The following is a 22,484-nucleotide window of genomic DNA, read 5'->3' as shown; positions in this document are numbered from 1 at the left end:
CTCTTCCCCAGCCAGACGCCGTCGAAAGCAGCCGGCTCCAGCACGCGGCCGCCGCGCGTCGCGCCCAGCCGTTCCGGATAATAGTCCGGATAGTCCTTCACCGGCTGGAGCCGCACCTCGGTGTTGGCTTCGAGATAGCCGATCGCCTCCGGTCCGCGCGCGAGGAAGGCGGCGCGCAGGCCGGCATTGGCGGGCTCAGGCACCGTGCTCGACAGATACTGAACTGCGTCCGTGATACTGTCCGACAACCCCGCCTCCATCTTGGCATTGGCGGGAATCCAGATCATGCCGCCGGACCAGGCAGTGGTGCCGCCGACGAAGGCGGTCTTCTCGATCACCAGCACGCGCAGGCCTTCAGCGGCGGCGACGGCCGCCGCCGTCATGCCACCGGCACCGGCCCCGATGACAATGACGTCGTAGGTCTCGTGCGCCGGCATCATGCGGCAAGGTTCCGTGAGCGAGGCATGACGCCGTCATACCGCGCCCCCGGGCTCGCAGCTAGCGCGCCTTCTTGCGCTCGATCGGATCGATATCGATCGCCCGCAGCCGGCCGAGCCGCAACACGTCCATGGCAAGCCGCCGGCCGATCCGGTCGCGGTCGAGCACGCGGATCAGATCATCGACGCCGTTGATCTCGACGCCGTCGAGCCTGATCACGACGTCGCCAGGCAACAGGCCCGCCTTGGCCGCAGGTCCATCCGGCTCGATCTGCATCAAGAGCGCGCCCATCTTGTTGTCGATGCCGGCCAGCACCGCGTGCCGGCGCGGGACCGGTGCGGTCTGGCCGGCAACGCCGATATAGGCGCGGCGGACATAGCCGTGGCGGATGATCTCCGACAGCACGAATTGCGCGGTGTTGCTGGCAACCGCAAAGCAGATGCCTTGCGCGCCGTTGATGATGGCGGTATTGATGCCGATCACCTCGGCATTCGACGACACCAGCGGCCCGCCCGAATTGCCGGGATTGAGCGCGGCATCGGTCTGGATCACGTCCTCGATGGTGCGCCCGCTGACGGAACGGATCGAGCGCCCCAGCGCGGAGACCACGCCGGCCGTCACGGTCGATTCGAACCCGAGCGGATTGCCGATCGCGATCACCAGCTGGCCACGCCGAAGGCTCTTGGAGTTGCCGAGCGCGGCATAGGGCAAGTGGCGCACGCCGTTGGCGCGCAGGAGCGCAAGATCCGTGTCGGGATCGACGCCGAGCACCTGCGCGTCGCCGACATGACCCTCGACGTCGCGCAGCCGAATCTCCTTCGAAGTGCCGACCACGTGGCTATTGGTGAGCACGAGTCCATCCGGCGAGATCACGATGCCCGAGCCGAGCCCGCCGCGCTCGCGGCCGTTCGGCACCTTCGGCCCGGTCTCGACGCGCACGACCGCGGGACCGACACGGTCGGTCACGTCGATCACCGCATTGGAATAGGCGTCCAGCAGGGCCCCGTCGTCGACAGGGGCAGATGGTGTCGTTCGCGATGACGATGCGTCATCGACGATATCTGAGGTGAAGTCCAACATGGCAAGAGTCCTTGAGGCTCACACAGATGGTGGCCTGCTCCCTGCCGCGCAAGGTGCCCGCCTGGAGCGCTGGGCTGGACTGCCCCAGATGGCTAGGTCGCCCGCCGCAGCGTGCCCGCCCGCGCCTTGACCGGGTCGAGCAGCGACCAGTCGCCGTCCGGCAGCACATGCCCCTTGGGGAACGGTGCGCGCGGCTCCAGCCCAAGCGAGCGCAGCACGCGGTCGTCGCGGTAGTAGCATTGGAGGACCACGCGGACGAGCGTTGCCGCGGCGACACCGCCGTGCTTGCGGAACTCTTGCGCCACGGCATCGCGCCGCCCGGCATCGAGCTCGGCCAGCGGCCCTCCCGCCAGCCGCGCCAAATGCTCCAGCGCCGCTACCACCAGCTTGGAGTCGCGGCCGAGCGTCGCCTGGATATCGGCCTGGATCGCAGCATCGTCGGCGCCGGGCACCTTGTACTCGTCGCTGGCGGAAATAATCATTCCGGCGACGACGCGAAGGTCGTCTCGTTGCCTGCGTGTCAGTTGATTGTCTGCGGTCATGACGATCTCAATCGAACAAATTGGCGAGGCGCTGCTTCATCTGGTCGGCGATGTAGAGCGCGAGGGCCTGGATGGTTGACGTCGGGTTCACGCCGCCCGAGGTGACGAAGATGCTGCCGTCGACGATGAAGAGGTTCTTCACGTCGTGCGAGCGGCCCCATTCGTTGACCACGGAACGTTCGGGGTCGGTGCCCATGCGCGCGGTGCCGAGCAGGTGCCAGCCGCCCCAGGGGATCGGATTGTTGATGCAGATGTCTGTCGCGCCGGCGGTCTCGAGAACCTCCCGGCCGCGCGCCAACCCGTGCTCCATCATTTTCCGGCTGTTCTCGCTGATCGTATAGTCGATCTTGGGCGCAGGGATTCCGTGACCGTCCTTCAGCACGGGATCGAGCGTGACGCGGTTGTGCTCCTCGGGTAGATCCTCGCAGATTGCCGACACCGCGAGCCGATGACCGTTGAGCTTGCGGAATACGCGATGATGGTCGGCGCCCCATGGCAGAATGCCTTTCTGCTCGCTCGCGACCGCCTCGAACACCGGCCCCGCGCCGCGGCCGAACTGGATGCCGTAGCCGCGCACGAAGCCGCGCGACAGGTCGGTGTCGTAAAATTCCTTGCTCCACAGGCAGGTCGGCGGCGCGCGGTTGCTGTCGGTCGGCTCCTTCACAAATCCATAGATTTGCGCATAGGGATGGAACATCAGGTTCTTGCCCACGAGGCCGGACGAATTGGCAAGGCCATTGGGGAAGCGGCCGGATGCGGAGTTCAAAAGCAGCCGCGGCGTGCCGACCCCGTTGCAGGCGATGATGACGACGTGCGCGGGCTGAAACTGCTCGACGCCGTCCTTGTCGTAATAGACCACGCCCGAAGCCATGCCGTTCTCGTCGGTGGTGATCTCCCGCACCCGGCAATGGGTGCGCAGCTCGACGCCGGCGCGGATCGCATGCGGCCAATAGGTGATGTCGGTGGATGACTTCGCGCCCTGCGCGCAGGCCGGCGTACAATGGCCGAGGTTGATGCAGCGCGCCCGGCCCTCATAGTCCATGGTCGCGACCGTCGTGTCCGACGGCCACCAGTGCCAGCCGAGCTTGTTCATGGCCTTGCCGATGATGGCGCCGGACAATCCGAGCGGCTGCTGCGGCATCGGCGGATGCGTCAGCGGCGAGAGTGGATCGCCCGACAGGCCGGACGTGCCCATCATGCGGTCATTCTCTTCGAAGAACGGGGTCAGCGCATCGTAGTCGATCGGCCAGTCGTCGGCGACGCCGTCGAGCGTCTTCACCTTGAAATCGGAGGGATGCAGCCGCGGCCAGTGCGCGGTGTACATCACGGTCGAGCCGCCGACGGCGTTGTAGTTCACCACCTTGATCGGGGAATTGTCGTCGTTGATCGGGTAGTCTTCAGGCCGGCCGCGGACGTTCGGACTCGACGACCATTCCCCGTAGAACTTGGCCTCCCAATCCCGCCCCGTGCTGGGATATTCCGCCGGGTTCATCCAGCCGCCCTGCTCCAGGCAGAGGATGTGCATCTTGGTCTCGGCCAGCGACCACGCCACCGCTGCGCCTGAAGCGCCGGCGCCGATGATCAGGACGTCCACGGGGTCTTTCATCGTAACCTTGTCCTCCCCCTCGCCGCTTTCCGGGCGATTCTGCCTTTCGCGGTCAGCGAGGCCGGCGAACGATAGGGTCAGAGCGACGGCCGAGTAAAGCCGCGAGGCCGGAATGTCGCACTTCGCAGGGTGCAGACCATTGGTATCGCCACATCCGGATGCTAGGAACGAGGCGCACGAGCCATCGATAGCGAGACCGTATGTCCTCCCGAAATTTCTTTGCCACCGCCCGCGCTCTTGCGCTCGTTTCGTTTCTCGCCTTGCCCGGATTTCTGGCCTCGTCCGGGCCAGTCTCCGCGCTGACCGGCGCCGCGACGGTCCGTGACGGCAACTCGATCCAGTTCGGCGACGTGACCTATCGGCTGGACGGCGTCGATGCACCCGAGCTGGATCAGATCTGCATCGACGATCACGCCGATGCCTGGACCTGCGGCATCGAGGCCCGCGACCAGCTGGCGAAGCTGATCAACAAGCGCACCGTACGTTGCGACGATGTCGGCCCGGAAAAGAGCTTCGGCAAGCGGCACCGCGCGATCTGCACTGCCGAGGGCGACAAGGCTAGCCTGAACGAGCAACTGATCAAGCTCGGCTTTGCCCTCGCTCGCGAGCCGATCAAGGCCAACTTCAAGCCGGCGGCCACCGAAGCCAAGACGGCGGCGGCCGGGATCTGGAAAGGTTGCTTTGTTGCACCGCAAGATTTCCGGAGCGGCAAGAAGGACGGCGCGCTCCTGGGGGCCGCCTGCCGCCCGGACCGTGACAAGGAAATCCGCGCCGTGCTGTTTCCGGAGGAACTGCCGATGCCGCCCAGCTGCAGCATCAAAGGGAAGCTTGCGGCGCGCGCCCGCGTCACCGGCAATATCGGCATCTATCATCTGCGCGGCTGCCCGAGCTATCCCGCGATAACCAAGCCCGACCGCTGGTTCTGCTCGGAGGACGACGCCCAGGCGGCCGGGTTCCGCAAGGCCTATAATTGCCGCCGGCCAAAGTGAATGGGCGGATTCACACAGCCGTGAGTAGTATTTCGGCTACCGTATTGATCCGGAATTGAACTCCATCGGCAGTTGCTGCATTTGTAAGGATACGCGAGCGCCTTGCGCGAGCGTTTCCTTGGCAACAATCCGGCTCCGGCCCGATTGTCTTTGCTCGGGCGTTTCCTCCCTTGACTTGGCCGCTTGTCACGAACAAGCGGCCTTCTTTTCTATGCACCGCTGTGCAAGCCGAGGCGTCGTGCCCGGGACAAGCTGTGACGCCATGGGAACGTCAGCCCTCCGAATGCACCGTGACGCCTTGATACGATCGTTGCGCGTCATCACTGCATCCGCATGATCTGGTCCATCGGCGGCATGTTCGCGTTGAGATGCGCCATGATCCAGACCGTCCCGCCCACCACCAGGAAGACGACCAGCAACCCGAAGGCGAGCGCCAGCACGTTGTTGGTGTTGTCGGGGCCCGTGGTGATGTGCAGGAAGAATACGAGATGCACACCCATCTGTGCGATCGCAAGCACGATCAGCGCGACGGGAATCGAGGGCTGCCAGACCAGATCGGTGCCGGCGATGAAGAACGACGTCGCCGTCAGCAGCAGCGCAAGCGCGAGCCCGACGACGTAACCGAGGATCCTCGTGCCGACACTATGTTGCTCTTCCTCGCCCGGTGCGAGATCGTGCCCGGCCGGCACGTGCGTCTGATCGCTCATGGGGCACCTCCAAGCAGGTAGACGACGGAGAACACCCCGACCCAGATGATGTCGAGTGCATGCCAGAACAGCGCAAAGCACATCATCCTCCGCAACACGTCGGCACGAAATCCCTTGGCGAAGACCTGGGCCATCATGGTCAGCAGCCAGAGCACGCCGGCGGAAACATGCAGACCGTGGCAGCCGACCAGCGAGAAGAATGCGGTCAGGAACGCACTGCGCGACGGACCGTAGCCGCGGGCGACAAGATCGGCGAATTCGCGGAACTCGATCGCGAGGAATATGAGCCCGAGCACGCAGGTGACGGTCATGCCGAGATAGAACCAGAACCGGTTGCGCACGTCGGCGGCGATGCTGGCCATTCCGCAGGTGAAGCTCGATAGCAGCAGGCAGACCGTCTCGATCGCGACATTCCTCTGCTCGAAGATCTCCGCCCCCTTGGGGCCGCCGGCAGTCTGGCCGGACAGCACCGCATAGGCCGCGAAGAAGCAGGAGAACATCACGATGTCGGAGAGCAGGAAGACCCAGAAGCCGTAGGCGGTCACGATCCGCTTCGGCGCCGGCCCGGGATGCTCGACGACGACGCCGATTTGATGGGGATCGGCACGGGCGTGGTCGGCAGTCGCGGTCATCGCCATCAGACTGCTCCCGCCATGCTGACGAGGCTGCGCCGTTCCTCGATATTGATGCGGTCGATGCGGGCGACCTCCTCGGCCGGGATGACGTATTCGTCATGGTCGCGCCAGGCGAACACGACGAAGGTCGCGAACGCGCCGATACCCCCCAGGATCACCATCCACCAGATGTGCCAGATCAGCGCAAAGCCCATGATGGCGGCGAAGAACGCGCAGACGAAGCCGGTGGGAGAATTGCGCGGCATCTCGATGTCCTGATATTCGAGCTCTTCATGCTCGAACGATTGCTGCCGGGCATGCGCCTTCATCTCCCAATAAGCATCCTCGCCGCGCACATCCGGATTGAACGCGAAATTGAACACCGGCGGCGGCGACGAGGTCGCCCATTCCAGCGAGCGCCCGTCCCAGGGATCGCCGGTGCGATCACGCAGCGCCTCGCGGTTGCGGATGCTGATCACGAGCTGCATGATCTGGCAGATCACCCCGATCGTCAGCACGGCCATGCCGACTGCCGCAACGATCATCCAGGGCCGCCAGGCCGCGACGTCATAGTGCTGCATGCGCCTGGTCATGCCGAGCATGCCGGCGATGTAGAGCGGCATGAAGGTGACGTAGAAGCCGAGAAAGGTGAACCAGAACGCGGCCTTGCCCCAGCGCTCGTCGAGGCGGAAGCCGAACGCCTTCGGAAACCAGTATTCGAAGCCGGCGAAGGCGCCGAACAGCACGCCGCCGATGATGACGTTGTGGAAGTGCGCGACCAGGAACATGCTGTTGTGGAGCATGAAGTCGGCCGGTGGCACCGCGACGAGGACGCCCGTCAATCCGCCGATGATGAAGGTGACCATGAAGCCGACCGACCACAACATCGGCGTCGCAAAACGGATGCGGCCGCCATACATCGTGAACAGCCAGTTGTAGATCTTCACCCCGGTCGGCACCGCGATGATCATGCTGGCGATGCCGAAGATAGCATTCACATCCGGCCCTGCCCCCATCGTGAAGAAATGGTGCAGCCAGACCATGAACGAAATGACGCAGATCGCCATGGTCGCGAGCACCATGGAGCGGTAGCCGAACAGCGCCTTGCCGGAAAAGGTCGAGACCACCTCCGAGAAGACGCCGAAGGCCGGCAGCACCAGGATGTAGACCTCCGGATGTCCCCAGGCCCAGATCAGGTTCATGAACATCATGACGTTGCCGCCAGCCTCGTTGGTGAAGAAATGGAAGCCGAGATAGCGATCGAGCAGCAGCATCGCGAGCGTGGCGGTGAGGATCGGAAAGGCCGCAACGATGAGCAGGTTCGAGGCCAGCGTGGTCCAGCAGAACATCGGCATGCGCAGATAGTTCATGCCCTTCGTGCGCAGCTTCAGCACCGTGGTGACGAGATTGATGCCGGCCACCAGCGTGCCGACGCCGGAGATCTGGAGCGACCAGGCGTAATAGTCGACGCCGACGCCGGGCGAATAGGACAGTTCCGACAGCGGCGGAAAGGCGAGCCAGCCGGTGCGCGCGAACTCGCCGACCACGAGCGAGACGTTGACCAGCAGTGCGCCGGTCGCAGTCAGCCAGAAGCCGACCGAATTGAGCGTCGGGAACGCAACGTCGCGCACGCCGAGCTGGAGCGGCACGACCAGGTTCATCAGGCCGATCACGAACGGCATCGCCACGAAGAAGATCATGATGGTGCCGTGCGCCGAAAAGATCTGGTTGTAGTGTTCCGGCGGCAGATAGCCCTGAGACTGATACGCCACCGCCTGCTGGATCCGCATCATGATGGCATCGCTGCCGCCGCGCAGCAGCATCACCGAGGCGAGCAGGATGTACATGACGCCGATGCGCTTGTGATCGACGCTGGTGATCCATTCGCTCCAGAGATAGGGCAGATGTCCCTTCACCACGACCCACGTCAAAACGCCGAGGATTGCGACCAGCACCATCGCGCCGGCGACGAGCGGAATCGGCTGATCGAACGGAATCGCGGACCAATCGAGCTTACCGAGCATCATGGCCTCCACTGTGCGACCGGCCCGCCTCGGATGCGAGCTCCGGCCCTGGCCCCGGCGGAATGTGCTGGGTCGCGATCAGGTCGAACAGCCGGGGATCGTCCAGACGGTAGACAGGTCGGCCCTTCTCGATGCCTTGCTGCATCAGCTTCTTGTAGCTGTCCGCGTTCAGCACCGCATCCGTCTTCGCGGTGTTCGCCACCCACTCCGGAAACGCGAGCGGCGAGATGACGTTGACGTCGAACATCATGTCGGGGAAACCGTCGCCGGAGAAATGCGCGGACAGACCCTGGAGCTTGCCTTCATTGTCGGCGCGCAGGTTCAGCTTCGTCACCATGCCGTTCATGGTGTAGATCATGCTGCCGAGCTGCGGGATAAAAAACGTGTTCATCACGCTCGACGATGTCAGCTGGAAATTCAGCTCGGCGCCGGCGGGCACGGTCAACGTGTTGACGGTGGCGATGCGCTGGTCCGGATAGATGAAGAGCCATTTCCAGTCGAGCGAAACGGCCTGGATCCGCACCGGGCTTCCGGTGCCCGGCACCGGCGCGGCCGGATCGAGCTGGTGCGAACCGATCCAGGCGACGCCGCCGAGCAGGATGACCGTGAGTGCAGGGATTGCCCACACCACCATTTCGACGCGGCCGGAATAGACGAACTGGGGCTGAAACCGCGCGCGCGGATTGGAGGCGCGAAACCAGAACGCGAAACCGAGAATCGCGATGATGGTCGGCACCACGATCACCAGCATGATGAAGATGGAATCGACCAAAATGGTGCTGTTGGCCGCAGCCACGGGCCCTTGCGGATCGAGCAGATTCATCGGCAAGCCACTGGCGGTTGGGAAGCCCCGGAACTGAGCCTAGCGCGGGAAAGGCTCGGGCGGCAAACGCTGCAATCTCGGAACGGTTCCTGGACTGCAAGGGCCAGCCGTGCGCGATGGACCGGCCGCAACATGCAATTCCATGCGATGTCAATGACATGAACGCGGGAGCCACGCCCTTCTCTCCGGTCGGGACGATTGCTAATCTGCACGAAAATGTTGCCCGGGAGTGAACTGAGATGCGCTTGAAGGACAAGGTCGCGATCGTCGTCGGGGCCGGGCAAAGCCCCGGCGAAGGCATGGGCAACGGCCGCGCCACCGCGCTGACCTTTGCGCGCGAGAGCGCGAAGGTCTTGTGCGTCGACCATCATCTGGAATCGGCGCAGGAAACGGTGGCAATGATCACTGCGAAACATGGCACCGCCGCGGCCTTCAAGGCCGACGTGACCAAAGCTGCCGACATCAAGGCGATGGTTGCCGACGCGCAGTCGCGCTGGGGCCGGATCGACGTGCTGCACAACAATGTCGGCGTCAGCCTCGCCGGCGGCGATGCCGAACTGCTGCAATTGACCGAGGAGGCATTCGACCGCGTCGTCGCCATCAATCTGAAGAGCTGCATTCTCGCCGCGAAGGAAGTGATCCCGATCATGCGCGCGCAAGGCGGCGGCGCCATCATCAACATCTCCTCGATGGCGGCGATCACGACCTACCCTTACGTCGCCTACAAGGCGACGAAGTCGGCGATGATCGCCTTCACCGAACAGCTCGCCTACCAGAACGCCGAATACGGCATTCGCGCCAACGTCATCCTGCCCGGCCTGATGAACACGCCGATGGCAGTCGATACCCGCGCCCGCGAATGGCACAAGACCCGCGCCGAGGTCGAAGCCGAGCGCGACAGCAAGGTGCCGCTACGCAGGAAGATGGGCACCGGATGGGATGTGGCGAACGCAGCACTGTTTTTGGCGTCCGATGAGGCGAATTTCATTACGGGCGTGACACTGCCGGTCGATGGCGGAGCCAGTGTGAGAAGGGGGTAGAGCGAGCACGCCACTCTTACCCCAAGCCTCCAGAGCCCCGCCAGGGGCGGGCAGGTGGCACCGTTCGCGCGGCTTCATCGTCCATTGCAATTCTGTCCTGCGCCGACCTACCCCCCCGTTGAGCTGCTCCAAAACTATCTCTAGTCTGGCGCCAACCAAGAACCAGGAGACGCGTCCATGTCCGCTCCGCGCGACGATGAATTCGGCTTTGCGCCCGACTACGATTCCCCCGTCCCCTACATGCAGCGCACGCGGGAGTATTACGCGGCGATCGGCTACACCACGCCGTATCGCTGGGCGCATCACACCTCGGCGCCGTTCCAGCCGCTGAAGAAGAAGCTGGCAGAGTCGCGCGTGACCATCGTCACGACCGCTGCGCCCTACGATCCCGCCAAGGGCGACCAGGGGCCGGGCGCGGCGTATAACGGCAGCGCGAAGTTCTACCAGGTCTATGACGGCGACACGTCCAGGCAGCACGACCTTCGCATCTCGCACATCGGCTACGACCGCAAGCACACGAGCGCCACCGACAACGGCACCTGGTTTCCACTGCCGCAGCTGTTGCAGGCGTCCGCCGCCGGGCGGATCGGCGAGGTCGCCCCGCGCTTCTTCGGCGCGCCGACCAACCGCAGCCATCGCGTCACGCTCGACACCGACGCGCCGGAGATCCTGGCACGCTGCCTCGCGGACAAGGTCGACGCCGCGGTGCTGGTGCCGAACTGCCCGGTCTGCCACCAGACCACGGCGCTGGTGGCGCGGCATCTTGAAGCCAACGGCATTCCCACCGTGATCATGGGCTGCGCCAAGGACATCATCGAGCACGCGGCGGTGCCGCGCTTCTTGTTCAGCGACTTCCCACTCGGCAATTCCGCCGGCAAGCCGCATGACGTCGCCTCGCAGGCGCGGACGCTGGAGCTCGCCTTGCGGCTGCTGGAGACCGCGAGCGGCCCGCAAACGACGATGCAGTCGCCGCTGCGCTGGAGCGAGGACGCCTCCTGGAAGCTCGACTACAACAATATCGCGCAGCTTTCGCCGGAAGAGCTCGCCCGCCGCCGCGCCGAATTCGACAAGCAGAAGGAGATCGCGCGCGGCAACCGCGCCGCCTGACGTCCTCCGATAACGACAATCAAAAGGGGAGAGCGACGTGACGCGACCGTTCGAGGGCGTGAAGATCCTGGATTTCACGCAAGTGCTGGCCGGTCCTTATGCCAGCTACCAGCTTGCGCTGTTGGGCGCGGACGTCATCAAGGTCGAGCGGCGCGAGGGCGAGGACATGCGCCGCACGCCGCTTTCACGCGAATGGGCCGAACGCGGGCTAGCACCGGCGTTCCAGGCCATCAACGGCAACAAGCGCAGCCTGACGCTCGATCTGCAGAAACCGGAGGCAATCGCGATCGTGAAGAAGCTCGCCGCGAGCGTCGATGTCGTCATGGAAAACTTTCGACCGGGCGTGATGGACAAGCTCGGTATCGGCTATGAGGCGCTGTCGGCGATCAATCCAAAGCTGATCTATTGCGCGGTCTCCGGCTTCGGCCAGACCGGCCCGGACCGCCTGCGGCCCGGCTATGACGGCAAGATGCAGGCGTTGTCGGGCATCATGGCGATCACCGGACACCCCGAAACGGGGCCGACGCGCGCCGGCTTTGCCGTATGCGACGTGCTGTCGGGCGCGACGGCGGCATTTGGCGTATCGAGCGCACTGTATCAGCGCGACCGCACCGGCAAGGGACAGCTCATCGATGTCTCCATGCTGGAGGCGACGCTGGCGTTCCTCTCCGGGCAGATCGCGGACTGGTCGGTCGCCGGTCATCAGCAGCAGCTCTCGGGCAACCAGGCGGTCAGCCGCCGGACGACCGCGAACCTGTTCAAGTGCGGCGACGGCCACATCCTGCTCGCCGTCAACAACGAGAAGCAGTACCGCGCGCTGATAAGCGCGCTCGGCCGCGAGGACACGCTCACCGACCCGCGCTTCGCCGACTGGTTCGCGCGCAACGAGAACGAGCCGGCGCTGCGCGCCATCATCGAGGAGGCGCTGGCGGCAAGGCCGGCGCGCGAATGGGAGACGATCCTGGAAGACGCTGGAGCACCCTGCGCCAGCATCTGGAAGGTCGAGGAGGTCATCGATCATCCGCAGATCAAGGCGCGCGGCGCGATGCAGGAGCTCGACACGCCCTATGGCCGCCTGCGCTTCGCGGGCAGCGGCTTCAAGCTCGCCCATGGCGGCGGCCGGCTGGATCACATGGCACCGGAGCTGGGCGCAGATACGGATGCGGTCCTCGACGAGCTGGGGTTCGATGCGGCGGAAATTGCGGCGCTGAGGGCGAGGGAGATTGTTTGAGGCGGCGCCAAACACTCCGCTGCCGGGTGGGCAAAGCGAAGCGTGCCCACCATTGCTTATCGCGTAACGGGAGAGATGATGGGCATGGCGCGTTGCGCCTTTACCCACCCGGCACTTACGGCACCGCAGCTAGAACAACGACCCCTGCCCGTCATCGGCAGACGCAGCGGAGGCCTTCCGCACCTTCTTCGGCTTCACCGCCTCTGCCTCCGCCTCCATCTCCTCCGCGCTGATCGGCAGCACGAGCTGCTCGTCGTCATTGGCGACGCGGTTGACGCGGGTGGAGACGGGGTGCCAGGCGAATTCGCCGATGCGCGGCGCGGTCATCAGCGGCAGGATCGCGTCGACCTCGTCGCCTTTAATGTCGAGCCAGCGCTCGAAATCGCGCGGGCTGATGGTGACGGGCACGCGGTCATGCAGCGCGGCGAGGTCCTCGCCTGCTGCCGCCGTGACGATCGCGACCGTGTCGAGTTCCTCGCCATTCGGCCCGACCCAGGTCTCGAACACTGCGGCAAAACCGAGCGGTTCGCCGTCGGCGCGACGGATGAAGAACGGCTGCTTGCGGCCGCCTTCCGTCTTCCACTCGTAATAGCCATCGGCCGGAATCACGCCGCGCCGGCGGCGAATCGCCTTCTTGAAGGCAGGCTTCTCCAGCACGGTCTCCGAGCGGGCGTTGATCAGGAGCGTAAATCCGCGCGGATCCTTGACCCAGGCCGGCAACAGCCCCCATCGCATCAGGCGGAAATGGCGAGCGCCGTTCTCGACCAATACCACCGGAATTGGTTGTGTCGGGGCGACATTGTACCGGGGCGGGAAATTCGGCTGTTCGACATAGCCGAACAATTGCCGCAAAGCCGCGGGGGCCGAAGTTATGACGAAGCGTCCACACATGCCTGGGCGTCTATATAGGGTCCGTTCAGGTCCTTTTAACCCCGAACGTTAACACTGCGGCAGATGAGCTCAACGGCCTCCCAACCCGCGCGGACGCATGTACAGACGGGCCCCGAGGCTGAGGCCTGGGCCGAGCGGCTGCGTGTCGCCAATATCAACCCGCGGACCGGGCTTGCCACCGACTATCTCAACCATTTCAATGAAGCCGTGATGCTGCTCGAAATGGTCCCGGACATGCCCGAATGCGCGGAAGATTTTTTGACCTGGTCGCCGCTGTCCTATGCCGAGCATTTCACGGCGTCGAATTTCAAGGCGCGGGATTTGGCGATCGAGGCCTATGAGAAGGCCGATCCCAACGTGCGCGCCCAGTTCGACCACATCACGGACACCATGACCTCGATCCTGACCGCGGTCGGCTCGGCCATGCGCGAAGTCGAGAAGGACACGACCCGCGTCCGCCTCGCCGAGCAGGCCACGCTCTGGGTCAAGCCGTTGATCGCAGCCTGCGGCGGCATCATCAATGGCGGCGCGGAAGCCGACGTCGATACCATCATGGCGAACTCGGCCGGATAGGTGAAAAGATTGGCCGCGATCGTCCAGCCCAGCCACCCCCAGCTTGCGGTCAGCGCGGCCATTTTCCGCGACGGCAAGGTGCTGCTGGTCCGCCGCGCCCGCTCGCCCGCCAAGGGGTTCTATTCGCTTCCAGGCGGCCGGGTCGAATTCGGCGAATCGCTGCATCAGGCCCTGAGCCGCGAGGTCGACGAGGAAACCGGCCTTCGTATCGAGATCATTGGCCTCGCCGGCTGGCGCGAGGTGCTGCCGGCCGCGGCCGGCGCCGGCCATTATTTGATCATGTCCTTTGCCGCCCGCTGGACGGCCAGGGAACCGGCCTTGAACGATGAGCTCGACGAATACCGCTGGATCGCGCCGGACGCCCTGGCGAGCCTCGGCGACCTGAAGCTGACCGGGGGGCTGGAGGAGGTCATCCAGTCGGCCGCGCGGCTGATTGGCGCCTGACCGCGCCGCGAATAGCCGATACCTCTCCGCACAGCGCCGGCGCGGCTCCGCCTTGCGTCCACCGCCCCAAGGGGGCATACAGCCGCCGATGTCCACGCGATTTCTGGCCATTTTTGCCCTGATTCTCGCCTGCGCCGCCGGGTCCGTCCGGGCCCAGGACGTGGCGGCGCCGTTTGACGGCGACTTGCAGCGGCTGGCCGAGATCCTGGGCGGACTGCACTATCTGCGCGGCATCTGCGGGGCCAACGAGGGCAACAAATGGCGCAACGAGATGCAGGCGCTGATCGATGCCGAAACCCCCTCCGGGGAGCGCCGCACCCGCATGATCGCCGGATTCAACCGCGGCTATAACGGTTTTCAGCAGACCTACCGGAGCTGCACGCCGGCCGCGACGGTGGCGATCCGCCGCTACATCGAGGAAGGCTCGAAGATCTCGCGAGATCTCACCGCGCGCTACGCGAACTGATTTCTCCGTCATTCCGGGCTCGATACGTCGTCGCGCCCCTGGATGACGGCCTGGCTGGAACCCTGTCATCGACTTTGTGCACAGCCGTTAACCGTTCTTAAAGATGTGGCCTAGCGGTCGTTAACGCCCGTGCTACACCTCTCGCACAGCGCATCGCCGTGGATCGCGCCCCAGCCCTGATCGAGTTTCATGAGCCAGCCGATTTCCTACGTCCCCGCCCGCGCGCCGCTGCCCGATCACGAGCAGAAGCAGGCCGCCCTGAGCTATCTCAACGAGGCCTGGGCCGAGGCGCGCCATGACGGCGTCGACGGCGACTGCCTGGCGCAGGCGAGCCTGTTTGCGGCCTTTGCCGAGCTCGTCGGCACTTATGGCGAGGACGCGGTCGCCAAGTTCGTCGAGGGCTTTCCCGGCCGCATTCGCAACGGCGAGTTCTCGGTCGACATCTGCAGGCAGTAGGCCCTGCCAAAATGACCCCGCCACGCGGGCGGGGCCAGTCGACGGATGAATGACCTTGCAAAGCGGATTTGACGAAAGGCTTCGCGAAGTCTGCCGCCTTTATCGCACGGAAGCCGCTGTCGGCGGACAAGCATTAGTCTCGCGGCCATCGGGAGATGTTCCCGCAGCGCACGGGAATGCGCTGCCCTCTCCTTCACGGCTCGACCTTGAGTGTCGCTTTCATATTGGGATGATAGCGGCAGTAATAATCGATCGTTCCCGCCTTCTTCAGAATTGACGACGCCGACTTCTTCGGCGCCAGCGTCACGTCGAAATCACCGTTTTTCGCAGTGGCCGTATGCGCGAAGACGTCCTTGTTGATCCAGTTGATGGTATCGCCGACCTTGGCCGATATCTCGGCCGGTGAGATCACGAGGTTCTCCATCGTGATCTCGATCGTCGTGGCGTGCGCCCGGACGGCCATCGCCGCGAAGACAAGCGCGATAGGAAGCGAAAACAGCCGCCCCGACCTCATCGTACACTCCCTATTTCAGCTCGGCCGCGACGTGCTCGGCGTGCTGCTGATGACCCTGGAAAATCTTCAGGCCGGTCTGCAGCAGGCTCTTCAGCTCGGCATTGTTCGCGGACGGGATCAGCTGCGTCTCCAGCGCGCCATTGACCGCCTTGTGGTAGGCGACCTCGTTGGCGACATAGGCCTTGTCGAACGCTGCACCGTTGAGCTTGTCGAGCTCGGCGAGCTTGTCGCTCGCCTGCTTCGACAGCGCCTTGCTGGTGTCGTTGTCCTCCGGCGTGACGTTCAGCTTCTTGACCAGCGCGAGGGCCTGCTTGTTGACCGCCTCGTGGTCGCGCAGCATATCTTCGGCGAACGCCTTGACATCCTTGCTCTTCGCCTTCTTCTGCGCCTGCTTGGCCGCGTTGATGTCTATCACGCCCGCGGTGTAGGCGATGTGAGCGATTTGCGGATCGGTGGGCTTGTCGGTTGCGCTGGCGCTTTGCAGCAATACGGGACTCGACAACATCATCGCTGCGGCGACCGCCGCGCTCCATCGGATCAACATGGCTTTACACTCCTGTGAGGCCGGAAACTTCCCGGCGTGTTGCTTGCACAGGTTGGATGCCAATTTTGCGCGAACGTTCCCGATAAATTACATGCCGATGCCAAGGCGCCTGAGCACGGCCTCGGTCAGGCGCTCGCAGCGCCGGCCGGCGAACGGAAACGCATCCATCATCACCGGCCCGATCTTCTTCTCGACGTTCTCGCGCAGCAGGGTGCGCGCACGGTGCAACCGCGTCTTGACGGTCTCGGGTTTGATGCCGAGCAACCCGGCCGTCTCCTCCGTGCTCATCCCCTCCATCACCCGCGCGATGAAGACCATCCGGTAGGCGTCGGGCAACTCGTCGACCGCGTGCTCGACGACGCGCTGGATCTCGCGTTGGGCCATGGATTTTTCCGGATCAGTTGCGGCGGACGAAAGGGGAAACTGGATGATTTGCGCTTCGAGCATTGCCTCCGGCACCGATCCCAGTTCGACCTGCGGCTTCCAACTGCGTGCGCGTCCGAGCGCCTCGTTGATCGCAATGCGCGACAACCACGTCGACAACGCCGACTCGCCTAGAAAGCCGTCGAGATGCGTGAATGCACGGACATAGGTCTCCTGCACCACGTCCTCGGCTTCGCTGTCGCTGCGCAGTATGCCGCGGGCGAGCCTGTAGAGCCTGCGGTTGTTGGCCTGCATGATCTCGCGCAAAGCGGCTTCGTCCCGGCGCCGCGCGCGGTCGATCAGCGCGGCTTCCGATGTCCTGGCGCCAGCGGACAGGCCGGCTGCGGTTCCTGGCATGGCTGATGCTTTGTCTCCATTGGTTCTGGACATTGGATGCAGGCCCAGGGCAAAGGTTCCCGGATTTCTTACCCGATCTTACCTTCCCCTGGAGGGGGAGGGTCGCTTCACGTCGAGCGAAGCGAGAGGTGAAGCGGGGTGGGGTGATCTCTCCACACGGGCACTGTTCGATGCCGAGAGACCGTCACCCCACCCCGTCTCACATTCCGCTTCGCTCATGTGAGCCGACCCTCCCCCTCCAGGGGAGGGTAAGAGCTAATCTGTCTCGATCGGCAGCGCCGGATCCCTCGCCCATTCGCCCATCGAGGCATCGTAGAGCGCCAGCTTGTCGTAGCCGAGCTGCGTCAGCAGCAACAGGTCGATCGTCGCCGAGATGCCGCCGCCGCAATAGAGAATCACATTCTTGTCGCGCGTGACGCCCTGGGCCGCGAATTTGGCTTCGGCGTCTGCATGCGTCGTCAGCGTCTTGTCGGCGTTCACGAGCGTCGCGGCTGATACGTTCACGCTGCCGGGAACGCGGCCCGGCCGGCCGTAGCGGCTCGGCTCGAGGCCGCGGTGAAACTGCGGCCCGAGCGCGTTGACGATGACCGTTGCGGGATCGCCGATCCGCGCCAGCACCGTGGTCTTGTCGACGAAGAAGCCCGCACACGGCGTCGCCTTGAAGGTCGTCGCGGGATAGCCCTTCGGGGCGCCTGTCTCGACCGGCCGCCCATCCTCCTTCCATTTGTCGAAGCCGCCGTCGAGCACGCGGGCATCGACACCGAGCGAGCGCAGCATCCACCAGAACCGCGTCGACCACATCATGGTGCCGATGCTGTAGAGCACGATGGTCTTGCCCCCATCGACACCGTGGCGGCCGAAGGCGGCCTCCAACTGGGCCACGCCAGGCATCATGAAAAACTGTTGCGACGAGGTGTCGGAGAACTCGCCTTGCAGATCGAGGAAATCGGCACCGGGAATGTGGCCGGACGCAAACGTCTTGTCGCCGGGCACCGCGCGGTAGGGCACGCCGCTGCCGGGCGGCACCGGCTCGTTGTATGTGGTACAGTCGTAGACACGTAAGTTGGGATCGCCGAGCATGGCCGCGAGTTGCTCGGTGGTGATAAGGGCCGTTGGCTGGGACATCGGACTGCACTCCCGTTCGAGAGGAAGACCCCTCCCCACGTCATTGCGAGCGTAGCGAAGCAATCCAGAATCTTTCCGCGGCGACAGACTGGATTGCTTCGCTGCGCTCGCAATGACGGGGATGGTGCGTTCGTCCCCGACGGAAAAGCCTACTGCTTCAGCGTCTCCAAAAACCGCACCGGCTCGCCCTGCGCCGGCGTCACGAGCTCGCCCTGCCACATCACGCGGCGGCCGCGGATGAAGGTGCCGACGGGCCAGCCCGTCACGCGCACGCCGTCATAGGGAGTCCAGCCGGCTTTGGACGTGATCCATTCGTTGGTGATGGTCTCGCTGCGCTTCAAATCGACGATGGTGAAATCGGCGTCGTAGCCGGCGGCGATTCGCCCCTTGCAGGCGATGTTGTAGAGGCGTGCGGGACCGGCGCTGGTGAGGTCGACGAACCTCGCCAGCGACAGCCGGCCGGCGTTGACGTGATCGAGCATGATCGGCACCAGCGTCTGCACGCCGGTCATACCGGAGGGCGAGGCCGGATAGGTCTTCGACTTCTCCTCGAGCGTATGCGGGGCGTGATCGGAGCCGAGCACGTCGATGATGCCCTGCTCGATGCCGCGCCAGATGCCGGCACGGTGATCGGCGCCGCGCACCGGCGGGTTCATCTGCGCGAGCGTCCCGAGCCGCTCGTAGCATTCGGGCGCCACCAGCGTGAGATGATGCGGCGTCGCCTCGCAGGAGGCGACATCCTTGTGATCGCGCAGGAACTCGATCTCTTCCTTGGTCGAGATGTGCAGCACGTGAATGCGCTTGCCCGTCTCGTGCGCGAGCTTGACGAGACGCTGGGTCGCCATCAGCGCCGCGGTCTCGTCGCGCCAGACCGGATGCGAGCGCGCATCGCCCTCGATGCGCTGCGATTTGCGCTCGTTGAGGCGATACTCGTCCTCGGCGTGGAAAGCCGCACGGCGGCGGATCACCTGGAAGATGCGGCGCAGGCTTTCGTCGTCCTCCACCAGAAGCGCGCCGGTCGAGGAGCCGATGAACACCTTGACGCCGGCACAGCCGAGCGCGCGCTCCAGCACCGGCAGGTCCTGCACGTTCTCGCGGGTGCCGCCGATGAAGAAGGCGAAATCGCAATGCATGCGGTGATGGGCCCGCTTCACCTTGTCGGTGAATTCGGCCTCCGTCACCGTCAGCGGCGCGGTGTTCGGCATTTCGAATACGGCGGTGACGCCGCCCATCGCGGCGCTGCGAGAGCCGGTCTCGAGGTCTTCCTTGTGCTCCAGCCCGGGCTCGCGGAAATGCACCTGCGTGTCCATCACGCCGGGCAGAATGTGAAGGCCCTTGCAGTCGATCACCTCTGCGGCGGCAGCCTGCGACAGCGGACCCAGCTCGGCGATGCGCCCGCGGGTGATGCCGATATCGCGAACACCCTCGCCGTCCTGGTTGACCACGGTGCCGCCCTTGAGGATCACATCGAAACGCTGGGTCATGGCTGAAGGCCTCTATCATCCCCAAGCGCAGGGCTCGAGGTCTTGTCGTTTATGCGTTGCGGGCTTACGTTCCGGAGCAACATGTCGCAAGAGATTTTCGCATGAAATCGGCGTTTCTTCCCGACCGGGGTGTGGTCAAGGTCGCGGGCGAGGATGCGCGCAACTTCCTCAACGGCCTCATCACGACGGACGTCGACAGGCTGAAACCGGGCCTGGGCCGATTCGGCGCGCTGCTGACGCCGCAGGGCAAGATCATCGCGGATTTCCTGATCACGGAAGCGCCCGCGGGTCACGGCGGCGGGTTCCTGATCGACTGCCCGAAAGCGCTGGCAGATAGCCTCGCCACCAAGCTCAAATTCTACAAGCTTCGCGCCAAGGTCACGGTGGACAACCTTTCCGACGATCTCGGCGTGCTCGCGGCCTGGGACGGCCAGCCCGCGGCCCAGCCGGACCTCGCCTTCGCCGATCCGCGGAATGACGGGCTCGGCTACCGCATCCTGGTCCCGGAAAATCTCAAGCAGAAGCTGTCAGACCTGATCGGTGCCGAGCTGGTCGATGCGGCCGAATACGAGGCGCACCGCATCGCGCTCGGCGTGCCCCGCGGCGGGCTCGACTTCATGTACAGCGATGCGTTCCCGCACGAGACCAACATGGACCGCCTTGCCGGCGTCGATTTCGACAAGGGCTGCTATGTCGGTCAGGAGGTCGTCTCGCGCATGCAGCATCGCGGCACTGCACGCACCCGCAGCGTGAAGGTGCTGCTCGACGGTGCTTCACCCGAACCGGGCGCGACCATTCTTGCCGGCGACAAGCCGGTCGGCACGATCGGCTCGACCGCCGGCGGCAAGGGCATTGCGCTGGTGCGCATCGACCGCGTTGCCGAAGCGCTCGACGCGGGCCAGCCGCTCACCGCTGGTGGGCTGCCTCTGACGCTCGCTGAACCAGACGTCGTTCGAATTCCAGCCAAGCACCCCACCCCATGAGCCGCGCCCCTCGCCTGCATCCCGACGGAAAGACACGCTGCCCCTGGCCCGGCGAAGATCCGCTTTATGTCGCCTATCACGACACCGAATGGGGCGTGCCGGAGTACGACGACCGCGCGCTGTACGAGAAGTTGATGCTCGACGGTTTCCAGGCCGGGCTGTCCTGGATCACGATCCTGCGCAAGCGCGATAATTTTCGCAAAGCCTTCGACGATTTCCAGCCGGAGAAGATCGCGCGCTATACGCCCAGGAAGGTGCACGCGCTGATGAACGATGCCGGCATCGTGCGCAACAAGGCCAAGATCGACGGCGCGATCCTGAGCGCAAGATCCTATCTCGACATCATGGAGAAGGGCCCGGGCTTCTCGAAGCTGCTGTGGGACTTCATGGGCGGCAAGCCCAAGGTCAACAATTTCAAGACCACCGCGAGCGTGCCCGCCTCGACGCCGTTGTCGGTGCATATCTCCAAGGAGCTGTCCTCGCGCGGCTTCAAATTCGTCGGCCCGACCATCGTCTATGCCTTCATGCAGGCGACCGGCATGGTCAACGACCACCTCGTCGACTGCCACTGTCACGCCACCTGCGGCAAGGCGCAGCGCAAGCCGCGCCTCAAGGCCAAATGACCGGGAAGACCGCGCGCGACGCGCAGTCCCGCGCCTGGCAGCGCATGCTGTCGGGCCGGCGGCTCGATCTGCTCGATCCCTCCCCGCTCGACATCGAGATCACCGACATCGCGCACGGCCTTGCCCGCGTCGCGCGCTGGAACGGGCAGACCATCGGCGCGCATATCTTCTCGGTTGCGCAACACACGTTGCTGGTGGAGACCGTGCTGCGGCACGAGATGCCGCGCGTCGACCAGCGCGTGCGCCTCGCCGCGCTGCTGCATGACGCACCCGAATATGTGATCGGCGACATGATCTCGCCGTTCAAGGCCGTGCTCGACGGCCATTACAAGGCGGTCGAGAAACGCCTGCTCGGCGCCATCCATCTCCGCTTCGGCCTGCCGCCGGTGCTGCCTGACGAGATCACGCAAGCCATCAAGGCCGCCGACCGCGGCGCGGCCTACCTCGAGGCAACCGAGCTCGCCGGCTTCAGCGAGAGCGAAGCCAAGCGCCTGTTCGGCAAGGATCCCGGCCTGTCCGACAGCGTCCGGCGCGACTACCTGACGCCCTGGACGGCGGCACGGGCCGAGAAGCAGTTTCTCGAGCGGTTTGGCGCCGTCTTTGCGTAGCGTTGTTCGGATTGATCGTGGTTATCGCTCCGCCGTTGTCCCCGCGAAGGCGGGGCCCAGGAAGTGGTTGTAGCGCAAAAGCTGGCAGCATGTGTCTTCGCAGAACCCGATTCTGTCGTTATAGGCCCGGATCTGCGCTTCGCTTGTCCAGGACGACGAAGTGGTAGCTTTGCCCACCTTGCGGCCGCCGCTATAATCAACAAAAAGGTCCGCCATGATCCACGTCTGTTCCCTCGCCGCGCTTCCCGAGACGGTCCGCACCACAGGCGCCAGCCATGTGTTGACCGTGATGGCCAATGTCGAGCAGGTGGCACGTCCGGTGTCGGTGCTCCCCGCCAACCACCTCAAGGTGTCGATGGATGACATCACCGAGGAGATGGACGGTTTCGTCGCACCATCGGAGAGGCATATCGAGCAGGTGCTGAACTTCGTGCGCGGCTGGGACCGTAGCGCCCCGCTGGTGGTGCATTGTTATGCCGGCATCAGCCGCTCCACTGCAAGCGCGTTCGCGGCCGTCTGCGCGCTCAATCCGAATCGCGACGAGATCGAGATTGCGCGCAAGATCCGCGCGGCCTCGCCGATCGCCTCGCCGAACCGGCGCATCGTCAGCCTCGCCGATCGTGCACTCGGGCGCAACGGCCGCATGCTGCGCGCGCTCGACGAGATCGGCCCCGGCGCGATGATGGTGGAAGGCCGGCCCTTCGTGATCGAGCTCGAATGAGAGCTGTGCGCCACAATAGAGGTGCTGCCGTCATGGCCGGGCTTGTCCCGGCCATCCACGAACTTTCCAAG

General features: G+C 64.7%; 26 protein-coding genes. 12 read left to right on the top strand and 14 right to left on the bottom strand.

The features are described 5' to 3' along the window. The 4 genes from IC50_RS30455 to IC50_RS30440 form a co-directional block, all read right to left on the bottom strand. Positions 1-440, bottom strand: a 440-nt coding sequence (locus tag IC50_RS30455) for an FAD-dependent oxidoreductase (RefSeq protein WP_035713712.1), incomplete at its 3' end; no start/stop codon positions are given. 58 nt (positions 441-498) lie between these two features. Continuing rightward, positions 499-1,518: a S1C family serine protease gene (locus tag IC50_RS30450; protein ID WP_035713707.1), complete on the bottom strand. Its 1,020-nt coding sequence runs from the start codon at positions 1,516-1,518 to the stop codon at positions 499-501. Between the two features lie 92 nt (positions 1,519-1,610). Further along, positions 1,611-2,060, bottom strand: a complete 450-nt coding sequence (locus IC50_RS30445) for a hypothetical protein (protein ID WP_035713703.1) — start codon at positions 2,058-2,060, stop codon at positions 1,611-1,613. A 7-nt stretch (positions 2,061-2,067) separates the two neighbouring features. Next, a complete protein-coding gene (locus IC50_RS30440; protein ID WP_035713698.1) occupies positions 2,068-3,666 on the bottom strand; it encodes a GMC family oxidoreductase in 1,599 nt (532 codons plus the stop codon). 200 nt (positions 3,667-3,866) lie between these two features. On the opposite strand from IC50_RS30440, the gene IC50_RS30435 reads away from it, so the two are divergent. Beyond that, positions 3,867-4,655 carry a thermonuclease family protein gene (locus IC50_RS30435; protein ID WP_035713693.1) on the top strand — a complete coding sequence of 263 codons (789 nt, stop codon included), beginning with the start codon at positions 3,867-3,869 and terminating at the stop codon, positions 4,653-4,655. A gap of 320 nt (positions 4,656-4,975) precedes the next feature. Here IC50_RS30435 and cyoD read toward each other — a convergent pair whose 3' ends face one another. The 4 genes from cyoD to IC50_RS30415 are packed head-to-tail and all read right to left on the bottom strand — an operon-like array spanning position 4,976 to position 8,823. Then, positions 4,976-5,362, bottom strand: coding sequence for a cytochrome o ubiquinol oxidase subunit IV (cyoD, locus tag IC50_RS30430; protein ID WP_035713688.1), 387 nt, complete (start codon positions 5,360-5,362; stop codon positions 4,976-4,978). Then, a complete protein-coding gene (locus tag IC50_RS30425; RefSeq protein ID WP_035713684.1) occupies positions 5,359-6,000 on the bottom strand; it encodes a cytochrome (ubi)quinol oxidase subunit III in 642 nt (213 codons plus the stop codon). Before IC50_RS30425 ends, cyoD begins: the two co-directional genes overlap by 4 nt. Next, complete coding sequence (gene cyoB, locus IC50_RS30420; RefSeq protein WP_035713719.1) at positions 6,000-8,000, bottom strand: cytochrome o ubiquinol oxidase subunit I; 2,001 nt, start codon at positions 7,998-8,000, stop codon at positions 6,000-6,002. Before cyoB ends, IC50_RS30425 begins: the two co-directional genes overlap by 1 nt. Beyond that, positions 7,990-8,823: a ubiquinol oxidase subunit II gene (locus IC50_RS30415; protein ID WP_035713681.1), complete on the bottom strand. Its 834-nt coding sequence runs from the start codon at positions 8,821-8,823 to the stop codon at positions 7,990-7,992. The genes cyoB and IC50_RS30415 overlap by 11 nt, the downstream gene beginning before the upstream one ends. A 239-nt stretch (positions 8,824-9,062) precedes the next feature. On the opposite strand from IC50_RS30415, the gene IC50_RS30410 reads away from it, so the two are divergent. The 3 genes from IC50_RS30410 (at position 9,063) to IC50_RS30400 (ending at position 12,201) form a co-directional block, all read left to right on the top strand. Continuing rightward, a complete protein-coding gene (locus IC50_RS30410) occupies positions 9,063-9,863 on the top strand; it encodes an SDR family NAD(P)-dependent oxidoreductase (RefSeq protein ID WP_035713676.1) in 801 nt (266 codons plus the stop codon). 177 nt (positions 9,864-10,040) lie between these two features. Further along, a complete protein-coding gene (locus tag IC50_RS30405) occupies positions 10,041-10,970 on the top strand; it encodes a glycine/sarcosine/betaine reductase selenoprotein B family protein (RefSeq protein ID WP_035713674.1) in 930 nt (309 codons plus the stop codon). Positions 10,971-11,007: 37 nt separating this feature from the next. Next, a complete protein-coding gene (locus IC50_RS30400) occupies positions 11,008-12,201 on the top strand; it encodes a CaiB/BaiF CoA transferase family protein (protein ID WP_035713669.1) in 1,194 nt (397 codons plus the stop codon). Between the two features lie 129 nt (positions 12,202-12,330). Here the strand turns inward: IC50_RS30400 and IC50_RS30395 are convergent, their stop codons facing one another. Beyond that, positions 12,331-13,092 carry an SOS response-associated peptidase gene (locus IC50_RS30395; RefSeq protein ID WP_035713665.1) on the bottom strand — a complete coding sequence of 254 codons (762 nt, stop codon included), beginning with the start codon at positions 13,090-13,092 and terminating at the stop codon, positions 12,331-12,333. A 63-nt stretch (positions 13,093-13,155) separates the two neighbouring features. Between IC50_RS30395 and IC50_RS30390 the strand changes: the two genes are divergently transcribed. The 4 genes from IC50_RS30390 (at position 13,156) to IC50_RS30375 (ending at position 15,031) form a co-directional block, all read left to right on the top strand. Further along, on the top strand, positions 13,156-13,665 hold the full coding sequence (locus IC50_RS30390; RefSeq protein WP_035713662.1) for a hypothetical protein: 510 nt from the start codon (positions 13,156-13,158) through the stop codon (positions 13,663-13,665). A 9-nt stretch (positions 13,666-13,674) separates the two neighbouring features. Beyond that, on the top strand, positions 13,675-14,109 hold the full coding sequence (locus tag IC50_RS30385) for an NUDIX hydrolase (RefSeq protein ID WP_035713657.1): 435 nt from the start codon (positions 13,675-13,677) through the stop codon (positions 14,107-14,109). 88 nt (positions 14,110-14,197) lie between these two features. Then, the gene (locus tag IC50_RS30380; RefSeq protein WP_035713654.1) at positions 14,198-14,575 is read left to right on the top strand and encodes a TIGR02301 family protein; all 378 of its coding nucleotides are present in this window, start codon (positions 14,198-14,200) and stop codon (positions 14,573-14,575) included. Positions 14,576-14,764: 189 nt separating this feature from the next. Continuing rightward, positions 14,765-15,031, top strand: coding sequence for a hypothetical protein (locus IC50_RS30375; protein WP_035713650.1), 267 nt, complete (start codon positions 14,765-14,767; stop codon positions 15,029-15,031). Between the two features lie 193 nt (positions 15,032-15,224). On the opposite strand, the gene IC50_RS30370 is transcribed toward IC50_RS30375, so the two are convergent. The 5 genes from IC50_RS30370 to IC50_RS30350 all read right to left on the bottom strand — a co-directional run bounded on the left by IC50_RS30370 (position 15,225) and on the right by IC50_RS30350 (position 19,478). Continuing rightward, the gene (locus IC50_RS30370; RefSeq protein ID WP_035713645.1) at positions 15,225-15,545 is read right to left on the bottom strand and encodes a cupredoxin domain-containing protein; all 321 of its coding nucleotides are present in this window, start codon (positions 15,543-15,545) and stop codon (positions 15,225-15,227) included. Positions 15,546-15,555: 10 nt separating this feature from the next. Next, positions 15,556-16,089, bottom strand: a complete 534-nt coding sequence (locus IC50_RS30365) for a DUF4142 domain-containing protein (protein ID WP_035713642.1) — start codon at positions 16,087-16,089, stop codon at positions 15,556-15,558. A gap of 87 nt (positions 16,090-16,176) precedes the next feature. Then, complete coding sequence (locus IC50_RS30360; protein WP_035713639.1) at positions 16,177-16,869, bottom strand: RNA polymerase sigma factor; 693 nt, start codon at positions 16,867-16,869, stop codon at positions 16,177-16,179. 255 nt (positions 16,870-17,124) lie between these two features. Then, a complete protein-coding gene (locus tag IC50_RS30355; protein WP_035713637.1) occupies positions 17,125-17,994 on the bottom strand; it encodes a sulfurtransferase in 870 nt (289 codons plus the stop codon). Between the two features lie 149 nt (positions 17,995-18,143). Further along, entirely contained in the window at positions 18,144-19,478 is a 1,335-nt protein-coding gene (locus tag IC50_RS30350) for a dihydroorotase (protein ID WP_035713635.1), read from the bottom strand. Positions 19,479-19,579: 101 nt separating this feature from the next. Here IC50_RS30350 and ygfZ point away from each other — a divergent pair, with 101 nt between their 5' ends. The 4 genes from ygfZ (at position 19,580) to IC50_RS30325 (ending at position 22,413) form a co-directional block, all read left to right on the top strand. Continuing rightward, positions 19,580-20,461, top strand: a complete 882-nt coding sequence (gene ygfZ, locus IC50_RS30345) for a CAF17-like 4Fe-4S cluster assembly/insertion protein YgfZ (RefSeq protein WP_035713631.1) — start codon at positions 19,580-19,582, stop codon at positions 20,459-20,461. Next, positions 20,458-21,084: a DNA-3-methyladenine glycosylase I gene (locus IC50_RS30340; protein WP_035713627.1), complete on the top strand. Its 627-nt coding sequence runs from the start codon at positions 20,458-20,460 to the stop codon at positions 21,082-21,084. The genes ygfZ and IC50_RS30340 overlap by 4 nt, the downstream gene beginning before the upstream one ends. Then, positions 21,081-21,692, top strand: a complete 612-nt coding sequence (locus IC50_RS30335; protein WP_035713623.1) for a YfbR-like 5'-deoxynucleotidase — start codon at positions 21,081-21,083, stop codon at positions 21,690-21,692. The genes IC50_RS30340 and IC50_RS30335 overlap by 4 nt, the downstream gene beginning before the upstream one ends. 214 nt (positions 21,693-21,906) lie before the next feature. After that, positions 21,907-22,413, top strand: a complete 507-nt coding sequence (locus tag IC50_RS30325; protein ID WP_035713616.1) for a tyrosine phosphatase family protein — start codon at positions 21,907-21,909, stop codon at positions 22,411-22,413. Positions 22,414-22,484 lie beyond the last annotated feature (71 nt).

The sequence above is a fragment of the Bradyrhizobium genomosp. I (2014) genome, assembly GCF_000261685.1.
Lineage (GTDB): Bacteria > Pseudomonadota > Alphaproteobacteria > Rhizobiales > Xanthobacteraceae > Bradyrhizobium.
The sequence above is the reverse complement of the archived record's forward strand: the minus strand, read 5'-3'. Positions and strand labels throughout refer to the sequence as shown.